Genomic DNA, 7,103 nt, shown 5'->3' with positions numbered 1-7,103 from the left:
GGCGGCAAAATTGATGACTGCGCGCGGCTTGTGCTCGGCAAGCAGTCTGGCGACCAGATCGAAATCGCCGATGTCGCCGCGCACAAATACATGCGCCGGATTCCCGTCGAGTGTCGCGAGATTTTCCAGATTGCCCGCGTACGTCAGGGCATCAAGGTTGATGACCGTCTCGTTATGCTGCGCGCACCAGTCAAGAACGAAATTACTGCCGATGAAGCCGGCGCCGCCTGTGACAAGTATCGTCATGACCTTTAATCCCCACCAAACAAATCACGCGTATAAACCTTGGCCGCCACATCGGCCAGATCATCGGTATTGCGGTTGGCAATGATGATGTCGGCCTCCTGCTTGAAGCTGGCGAGATCCTTGATGACCCGCGAGCGGAAGAACTCGTCTTCGGCCAGGTTCGGTTCGTAGATGATGACTTCGATACCTTTACCCTTGAGCCGCTTCATGATTCCCTGGATGCTGGAGGCGCGGAAGTTGTCGGAGCCGGCTTTCATGACCAGGCGATAGACGCCGACGACCTTGGGATTCTTCTTGATGATGTCGAAGGCGATGAAGTCCTTGCGCGTGGTGTTGGCTTCGACAATGGCGTGGATGAGGTTCTGCGGGACTTCGCGGTAATTGGCGAGCAGTTGCTTGGTGTCCTTGGGCAGGCAGTAGCCGCCGTAGCCGAAGCTGGGGTTGTTGTAGTGGTTGCCGATGCGCGGGTCGAGGCAGACGCCTTCGATGATCTGCCGGGTGTCCAGGCCGTGGGTGGCGGCGTAGGTGTCGAGCTCGTTGAAGTAGGCCACGCGCATGGCGAGGTAGGTATTGGAGAAGAGCTTGACGGCTTCGGCTTCGGTGCTGTCGGTGAACAGGACGGGAATGTCCTGCTTGATGGCGCCTTGCTGGAGCAGGCGGGCAAAGGTCTGGGCGCGTTCGCTCTTTTCGCCGACGATGATGCGCGAGGGGTGGAGGTTGTCGTAGAGCGCCCTGCCCTCGCGGAGGAATTCGGGGGAGAAGAGGATGTTTGCCGGCCGGCCGGTGGCAATGCTGAAGGCTTCGCGCACTTTGGCGGTGTAGCCGACCGGGACGGTGGATTTGATGACCATCACCGCATCGGGGTTGATGGCCAGGACATCGCGGATGACGGCTTCGACCGAGCCGGTGTTGAAGTAGTTGGTTTCGGGATCGTAGTCGGTGGGCGTGGCGATGATGACGAAGTCGGCCCCGGCAAAGGCTTCGCGCTTGTCGAGCGTGGCTTTGAGGTTGAGCGGCTTGTTGGCGAGGTAGTCCTCGATTTCGGCATCGACAATGGGCGATTGCCGGCGGTTGAGCATCTCGACCTTCTCGGGAAGGATGTCGACCGCAATGACTTCGTTATGCTGGGCCAGGAGGATGGCGTTGGAGAGTCCGACGTAGCCGGTTCCGGCGATGGCGATTTTCATGTTCTTGGCAGTGCTGAAGCTTATATGCCAATACCTACAGCATTCCCCTCTGGAATGACGGTTTTACAAGGCTGGCCGACGGATTTTGCCAGCTTTAGCCTTGATGATGAAGAAATATTTTGCAGTGCAACACGTGTGCATATTTTGGTATGCATTTGGGCATAGAAACTTGGAGCGCACGGCAATTTTGTGCGCAATCACGCCGGAAATCGGCGCCTGTGATAAATTACCCAATGAATTTGTTTTTTATTGGGTAACCATGCTGAAAATGCCGCTTTATCGCCCGCAAGAACTGGCTTTTCTTACCCAGTACGCCGAGTTGAAGGAGCGTAGCCTGCAAGCCGGCGCGCTATTGCCGGGAACGCCGGGCACACTTTATCTGCGCCGGGGCTCCGGTAGCGGTTACTGGTATCGCGTTTACTATTCTGTCCCTGGCAAACAATCGGAAACTTTGGTTTGCCGGGAAGATGACACGGCTGGCCGAGATGCGATGCAGGACAAGATTGATTTCGCCAACTGGTCTGCCAAACAGGTATCGGCTTTGCGCAAGCTGGGGTTTCAGGTTGCCGACAAGACTGTCGCGCGCGTATTGGTTGAACTGCACAACCTTGGCGCCTTCGAGGCTGGCTTGGTCCTTGTCGGAACACTGGCTTATATGGCTTGGCTCAACGAGTTTGGTGCGATTGCGGTCAGCGCACGTACGCAGGATATCGATCTTGCCCGTCGGCAGACACTCAAGCTGGCTACACCGCTTAAGTTTCTGAAAACCATACAGGCGACTGGGCTGCCATTTGCTGAGGTTCCCGGTTTTCCTTCAACGCAGGCATCGACATCGGTCAAGTTGCCTGGGGTTCAAGGTCTGCGGGTGGACATTCTGGCGCCGGGCGCGCCCTTGGGCCACATCATCCAGATTCCCGAGTTGTCCTGGGCGGCTCAAGCCATTCCGCATTACGACTACCTGCTCGCCGACCCGGTACCTGCGACGCTGCTGGCCGGCGGGCATTGCATTCCCCTTCACCTGCCGGAGGCCTCCCGACTGGTCTGGCACAAACTGTACGCCGCCGCCAATCGCCGAGGATTCCCCGAGAAAGCTGCCAAAGACAGGTTGCAGGCTGCAACGCTGGCGGCCGTTTTGGCTGAAACCGAGCCAGAAAACCTGACTAGCGCCTTCGATGCCGCGCCAGAAGAAGTCAAACGGGCCGCAGCCTTGCAGTTTGGCGCACTGGAAAAGCTGCTGGCCCGACACGAAGCTTGCCATGCGCTGCTCCGCGAATGCGTTGCGCGTTAATGGGGCGCCTGTGCTGGCCGCAACGGCCATCCATCACCGTATGTTAATATTCTGATTTTCAAGCCACCGAGTCCACCATGCTGATCGCCAACCCCGCCGAAAGCCCCTTGGTCAATGAAGTGAAGCTGATGCTGGAAACCCTGCCCTTCGATGGTGCGCGCGTTCTGGAACTGGGTTGCGGCCGGGCGGAAAAGACGCGCTTGCTGGCGGAAACGGGCCGGGTGCGCGAGATCGTGGCGACGGAGGTCGATGTGATCCAGCACACGAAGAATCTGCAGACGACCGATCTGCCGATGGTACGTTTTGAACATGGCGGCGCGGAAGCGATTCCGGCGGCAGATGCGAGCGTGGATATCGTGCTGATGTTCAAGTCGCTACACCACGTACCGGTGCCGCTGATGGATCAGGCGCTGACGGAAATCGCCCGCGTGTTGCGCCCGGGCGGCGTGGCGTGGATTTCGGAGCCGGTGTACGCGGGCGACCTGAACGAGGTGTTCCGCCTGTTCCACGACGAGAAGACGGTACGCGAGGAAGCTTTTGCGGCGGTCTGCCGTGCCGTGGAACGCGGCCCGCTGCGCCTGCAACAGCAGTTGTTCTTCAACACGCGCAGTTTCTTCACGGACTTTGCCGAGTTCGATGCGCGGATGATCCGCGTCACCCACAGCGACCACAAACTCTCGCCGGCGCTTTACGCGGCGGTGCGGGAGAAGTTCGATTCATTCATGACGCCGACCGGGGCGACTTTCATCAATCCACAGCGGGTGGACTTGCTGATCAAGGATTAATGAAAAAGGCTGTAGACAGGCTTCCCAGAACGACATACAATGCGCGCTTTCTTGCAGCGGCGGCTGTAGCTCAGTTGGTAGAGTCCCGGATTGTGATTCCGGTTGTCGTGGGTTCGAGCCCCATCAGTCGCCCCAGAATTCAAAGCCCCGTACAACTTGCGTTGTGCGGGGTTTTTCATTTCCGGCGCCCTGCCTTTTCCTGTCTGACAATGCAGCTTGCCGGCCTGTCGTTGCGGCTGGCTCGCCGTGATATGATTGCCAGCTTTATTTTTCGGCGCCTTAAGCACAAGGAATTTTCATGGAAGCAACTACCGCACAAGCTAACGAACTCGAACGTCGCATTGATCTCTCCATCGCTATCGCCGATGTCGAGAAGGAAATGGAACCCCGCCTGCGCCGCATGGGCCGCAACATGAAGATGCCGGGTTTCCGCCCGGGCAAGGTGCCGTTTGCGATGATCAAGCAGCAGTATGGCGACCAGGCGCGTCACGAGGTGCTGTCGGAGCAGCTGGATCGCGCTTTCGGCGAGGCCGTGACCGCCCAGAAGCTGCACGTTGCCGGTTACCCGCGTCTCGAGCCGAAGGCCACCGAGAGCACCACGCACATGGAATTCACGGCAGTTTTCGAGGTGTATCCGGAGTTCGTTCCGGGTGATCTGTCGTCCGCCGAGATCGAGCGTCCGACGCTGGAAATCAGCGCCGCCGAAGTGGACAAGACCCTGGACATCCTGCGCAAGCAGCGCGTCCGTTACGACAATGCTGACCGTGGCGCGGCCAAGGAAGACCGCGTGGTGATCGATTTCACCGGCAAGAAGGACGGCGTTGCCTTCCAGGGCGGCTCGGCCACCGATTACCCGTTCGTGCTCGGCCAGGGCATGATGCTGCCGGACTTCGAGAACGCCGTCGAAGGCGCCAAGGCCGGCGAAACCAAGACGTTCGACCTGACCTTCCCGGAGGATTACCACGCCAAGGATCTGGCCGGTCAGACCGTCCAGTTCGAAATCACCGTCAAGCAGGTCCAGGCGCCGCGTCTGCCGGATGTCGATGCCGATTTCGCCAAGATGATGGGTGTGGTCGATGGCGACGTGGAAAAGATGCGCGCCGAAGTCGAAGCCAACCTGAAGCGTGAAGTGAAGCGCCGCATCGAAGCCAAGATCAAGGACCAGGTCATGGAAGCCCTGATCAAGGCCAACCCGATTGCCATCCCGTCCTCGCTGGTCGATATGGAAATCCAGCGCCTGATGCAATCTGCCCGCCAGGATATGGAACAGCGTGGCATGAAGGTCAAGGACATGCCGCTGCAGCCGGAATGGTTTGCCGAGCAGGCAAAGCGCCGCGTCACCCTTGGCCTGATCCTTGCTGAGGTCGTGAAGACGGAGAAGCTTCAGGCAACGCCGGAACAGGTTCGCAGCCTGGTCGAAGAGATGGCCGCCAGCTACGAGCAGCCGGAAGAAGTGATCCGCTGGTACTACGCCCAACCGCAGCGCCTGAGCGATGTCGAGGGCGTGGCGATCGAAGCCAACGTGGTCGAGTGGGCACTGGGCAAGGCCAAGGTGACCGACAAGGCCGCCGTGTTCGATGAACTGATGAACCAGCAGCAGTAAGCCGGTTTTTCGTCAGGAATCCGACAAGCGTATTGAATGCAACAACAAAGGGCCAACATGATGATCGACAACGCAAGCAACTGGGATCCGCAGGCTTTGGGCCTGGTCCCGATGGTGGTGGAACAGAGCGGACGCGGCGAACGCGCGTACGACATCTATTCGCGCCTGCTGAAGGAGCGGGTGATTTTTCTTGTTGGCCCGGTCAACGATGCCAGCGCCAACCTGGTGGTTGCCCAGTTGCTGTTCCTTGAAGCCGAGAATCCGGACAAGGACATCTATTTCTACATCAACTCCCCCGGCGGTTCGGTGACTGCCGGGATGTCGATCTACGACACCATGCAGTTCATCAAGCCGAACGTGTCGACGCTGTGCATCGGCCAGGCGGCTTCGATGGGTGCCTTCCTTTTGTGCGCAGGCACCAAAGGCAAGCGTTTCGCGCTGCCGAATTCGCGCGTGATGATCCACCAACCGCTGGGCGGCTTCCAGGGACAGGCGTCGGATATCGCGATCCACGCCCGGGAAATCCTGTCGATCAAGGACAAGCTCAACCGGATCATGGCCGAACATACCGGCCAGCCGCTGGAGCGCCTGGAGAAGGACACCGACCGCGACAATTTCATGTCCTCGACCGAGGCCATGGAATATGGTTTGATTGACAAGGTGCTGACCCGCCGCGAAGCGGCTTGATCGAGGAGAATCGGATGTCGAAGGACGGCCAGGAAAAGCTGCTTTATTGCTCGTTTTGCGGCAAGAGCCAGCATGAAGTCAAGAAGCTGATCGCCGGCCCGTCGGTGTTCATCTGCGACGAGTGCATCGCCCTGTGCAATGACATCGTCCGCGACGAACTGCCGGAAGAGTCGGCCAAGGCCGGTCGTTCCGACCTGCCGACGCCGCGCGAGATCAGCGCCATCCTCGACCAGTACGTGATCGGCCAGGAGGTTGCCAAGCGCATCCTGGCGGTTGCGGTGTACAACCATTACAAGCGCCTGCGCCACACGTCCAAGAATACGGGCGACGTGGAGCTGGCCAAGAGCAACATCCTGCTGATCGGCCCGACCGGCTCCGGCAAGACCCTGCTCGCCCAGACGCTGGCACGCATGCTCAATGTGCCCTTCGTGATGGCCGATGCCACCACGCTGACCGAAGCCGGCTATGTCGGCGAGGACGTCGAGAACATCATCCAGAAGCTGCTGCAGAAGTGCGACTACGATGTCGAGAAGGCCCAGCAGGGCATCGTCTACATCGACGAAATCGACAAGATTTCGCGCAAGTCGGACAACCCGTCGATCACCCGCGATGTGTCGGGTGAAGGCGTGCAGCAGGCGCTGCTCAAGCTGATCGAAGGCACCACCGCCTCGATTCCGCCGCAGGGCGGGCGCAAGCATCCGAACCAGGATTTCGTCCAGGTCGACACGACCAACATCCTGTTCATCTGCGGCGGCGCCTTCGCCGGCCTGGAAAAGGTCATCCGCAACCGTTCCGAAAAGGGCGGTATCGGCTTCGGTGCCGAGGTCAAGAGCAAGGACGACGGCAAGGAAGTCGGCAAGATCCTGCTCGAAACCGAGCCCGAGGATCTGATCAAGTTCGGTCTGATCCCGGAACTGATCGGCCGCCTGCCGGTGGTCGCCACGCTGCAGGAGCTGGAAGAGGACGCCCTCGTCCAGATTCTGACCGAGCCCAAGAACGCCCTGGTCAAGCAGTACCAGAAGCTGTTCGGCATGGAGGAAGTCGAGCTCGAAATCCGCCCGTCCGCCCTCTCCGCCATCGCCAAGAAGGCGCTGGAACGCAAGACCGGTGCCCGCGGCCTGCGCTCGATCATGGAACATGCCCTGCTCGACGTGATGTACGAACTCCCGGGCATGGAGAATGTCGAAAAGGTCGTCATCGACGAGAACATGATTACCGGCGACACCCCGCCGCTGCTGATCTACGCCGACCAGCCCAAGGTCTCCGGCTCGAACTGAGCCGGGGGTTCTTGAAATCCGGTTTTTCGC

General features: G+C 59.5%; 7 protein-coding genes and 1 tRNA gene. 6 read left to right on the top strand and 2 right to left on the bottom strand.

The window, feature by feature from the left end:
* On the bottom strand, positions 1 to 246 hold a 246-nt coding region (locus Q0799_RS10030), incomplete at its 3' end, for a GDP-mannose 4,6-dehydratase (RefSeq protein ID WP_298397891.1).
* Between the two features lie 5 nt (positions 247 to 251).
* Complete coding sequence (locus Q0799_RS10025; RefSeq protein WP_298397888.1) at positions 252 to 1,433, bottom strand: nucleotide sugar dehydrogenase; 1,182 nt, start codon at positions 1,431 to 1,433, stop codon at positions 252 to 254.
* Between the two features lie 103 nt (positions 1,434 to 1,536).
* On the opposite strand from Q0799_RS10025, the gene Q0799_RS10020 reads away from it, so the two are divergent.
* The 6 genes from Q0799_RS10020 to clpX all read left to right on the top strand — a co-directional run bounded on the left by Q0799_RS10020 (position 1,537) and on the right by clpX (position 7,073).
* The gene (locus Q0799_RS10020) at positions 1,537 to 2,721 is read left to right on the top strand and encodes a GSU2403 family nucleotidyltransferase fold protein (RefSeq protein WP_298397885.1); all 1,185 of its coding nucleotides are present in this window, start codon (positions 1,537 to 1,539) and stop codon (positions 2,719 to 2,721) included.
* Positions 2,722 to 2,798: 77 nt separating this feature from the next.
* A complete protein-coding gene (locus Q0799_RS10015; RefSeq protein ID WP_298397882.1) occupies positions 2,799 to 3,506 on the top strand; it encodes a class I SAM-dependent methyltransferase in 708 nt (235 codons plus the stop codon).
* 59 nt (positions 3,507 to 3,565) lie between these two features.
* Positions 3,566 to 3,641, top strand: a tRNA-His gene (locus Q0799_RS10010).
* Positions 3,642 to 3,804: 163 nt separating this feature from the next.
* Positions 3,805 to 5,109 carry a trigger factor gene (tig, locus tag Q0799_RS10005; protein ID WP_298397879.1) on the top strand — a complete coding sequence of 435 codons (1,305 nt, stop codon included), beginning with the start codon at positions 3,805 to 3,807 and terminating at the stop codon, positions 5,107 to 5,109.
* A 57-nt stretch (positions 5,110 to 5,166) separates the two neighbouring features.
* On the top strand, positions 5,167 to 5,796 hold the full coding sequence (gene clpP, locus Q0799_RS10000) for an ATP-dependent Clp endopeptidase proteolytic subunit ClpP (protein WP_298397911.1): 630 nt from the start codon (positions 5,167 to 5,169) through the stop codon (positions 5,794 to 5,796).
* A 14-nt stretch (positions 5,797 to 5,810) separates the two neighbouring features.
* Positions 5,811 to 7,073, top strand: coding sequence for an ATP-dependent Clp protease ATP-binding subunit ClpX (gene clpX / locus Q0799_RS09995; RefSeq protein ID WP_298397877.1), 1,263 nt, complete (start codon positions 5,811 to 5,813; stop codon positions 7,071 to 7,073).
* The last annotated feature ends 30 nt before the right edge of the window (positions 7,074 to 7,103 follow it).

This window comes from uncultured Azonexus sp., assembly GCF_937982035.1.
Classification (GTDB): domain Bacteria; phylum Pseudomonadota; class Gammaproteobacteria; order Burkholderiales; family Rhodocyclaceae; genus Azonexus.
This window is presented reverse-complemented; position numbering and strand designations above follow the sequence as displayed.